Source organism: Corallococcus praedator (assembly GCF_003612125.1).
Lineage (GTDB): Bacteria > Myxococcota > Myxococcia > Myxococcales > Myxococcaceae > Corallococcus > Corallococcus praedator.
Map to the genome: position 1 here is coordinate 1 of NZ_RAWI01000749.1, position 1,366 is coordinate 1,366.

At 67.9% G+C, this 1,366-nt stretch carries 3 protein-coding genes; all 3 read left to right on the top strand.

Annotated features, from left to right (window positions below; translation table 11 throughout):
• The coding region (locus D7Y13_RS47345; RefSeq protein WP_208734552.1) for a hypothetical protein at window positions 1-189 on the top strand (189 nt) is incomplete at its 5' end.
• Entirely contained in the window at window positions 171-344 is a 174-nt protein-coding gene (locus D7Y13_RS47350; protein WP_208734553.1) for a hypothetical protein, read from the top strand. The genes D7Y13_RS47345 and D7Y13_RS47350, both read left to right, overlap by 19 nt.
• A 170-nt stretch (window positions 345-514) precedes the next feature.
• Window positions 515-1,366 (top strand): C48 family peptidase (locus D7Y13_RS41450; protein ID WP_244222473.1); only part of this gene is annotated, 852 nt, incomplete at its 3' end.

Below are 1,366 nucleotides of genomic sequence, written 5' to 3' on the forward strand. Positions count from 1 at the left end.
GCGCTCCTCCTGGAGGAGTTCAACGCGTCCGACGCGGATCCGGCGGCGGATCCAGGCCGGACCATCGCCCGCGTGGACTACCGGCTCAACCGCTTCCTCGCGCAGGAGCGGAAGATCCGCCGGCAGCCCGCCGCACGTCGCTGTCCAGGCCGAAGCCCGGGACGAAGCCCATGCCCCCGGTGTTGTTGAAGCCGAAGCTGCACCCCACATCCAGCCGGTGGCCCGACGACGGGCTGTCGAGCACGGACCCGGGCGACCCGGAGGGCCCGCCCTCCCCGGCATGGGCAAGCCTGGGCACGGTGAGCGAAAGCAACGAAAACAGCAGCGAGGCGAGCGCGGCGTGAGCGGTCTTCATGGGGTCGTCGTCCGGGGACCCGACAAGGGGCCCTGTGGCTTGAATGACCGGAGAACCCCGAGGACCGCCGCGCGTTTAAAGATTCTTTTCGGGCGCGGCCGAGGAGGTGTCCGCGCGCCGCACCTTGAAAAACCAGCAATTCATTGTTTAGTTGACGACATGCCTGACGCCCTCGCGACCGCCCTCCACCAGAAGATCCGACGACCGACGGGCGAGCGGCGGCGCACCAACGACTGGGCGACAGGCTATGGCATTGGCCGGACGCTCACGCAGCAGTTGGGCCACGTCGCGCACATCATCGATCCGGACCTGTCCTCCGTGTTCTCGCCGCTCAGCGCCGACGCGAACAACGCTTTGGAAGGGCGGGTGAACTATTCGAAGGAGCTCAGCGGCTACCAGATCCAGGGAGGCGTGGCCGTCAACAACGGGGTGCTGAACCAGCAGCCCGGCAGGCCCGTGGTGATGATCCTCAACACCACGGCCGTCAAGGCCCGCTCTGGCCGCGACGCGAGCGCGACAGGAGGCTCGCACTGGGTCGCCTGCGTCGGCATCCCGGCGAACTACGTCACCCCGCTCGACATCGCGGTGAACAACGTCCGTCCGCGTGTCTTCTTCATTGATCCGCTCAACGCGAATCGCACGCTCCCCCAGGCCTTCAAGACCCTGCTGTCCACCGGAGGGCAGCTCGTCACCCCGACCCACAGCACCCACCTGTTGCGGCCCTCCTTCCCGAACGCCGAGTTCATCGACCTCGTGGACATCCCCCAGCAGGAAGGCGGCTGCGACTGCGGCTGGTGGGCCGTCTACAACGCCATGATGCTGGTGTTGACGGGTTCGGGGGCCTACACGGCGGCCTTCGTCGAGCGGGGACGCGACTTCGCCTGCTACCTGCGCGCGGTCTTCCCGCAGCTCACCGAGGACGCGCCCATCGGGCTGGACGCGCCCGTGGTCGTTTCGAAGAAGAAGCCCTCCGCGCCGCTGAAGGACCCCACCGCCCCTCCGGTGAAGGAC

Coding starts and splice junctions, on each gene's coding strand:
- D7Y13_RS47350 (WP_208734553.1), top strand. CDS start 171: ATGCCCCCGGTGTTGTTGAAGCCGAAGCTGCACCCCACATCCAGCCGG.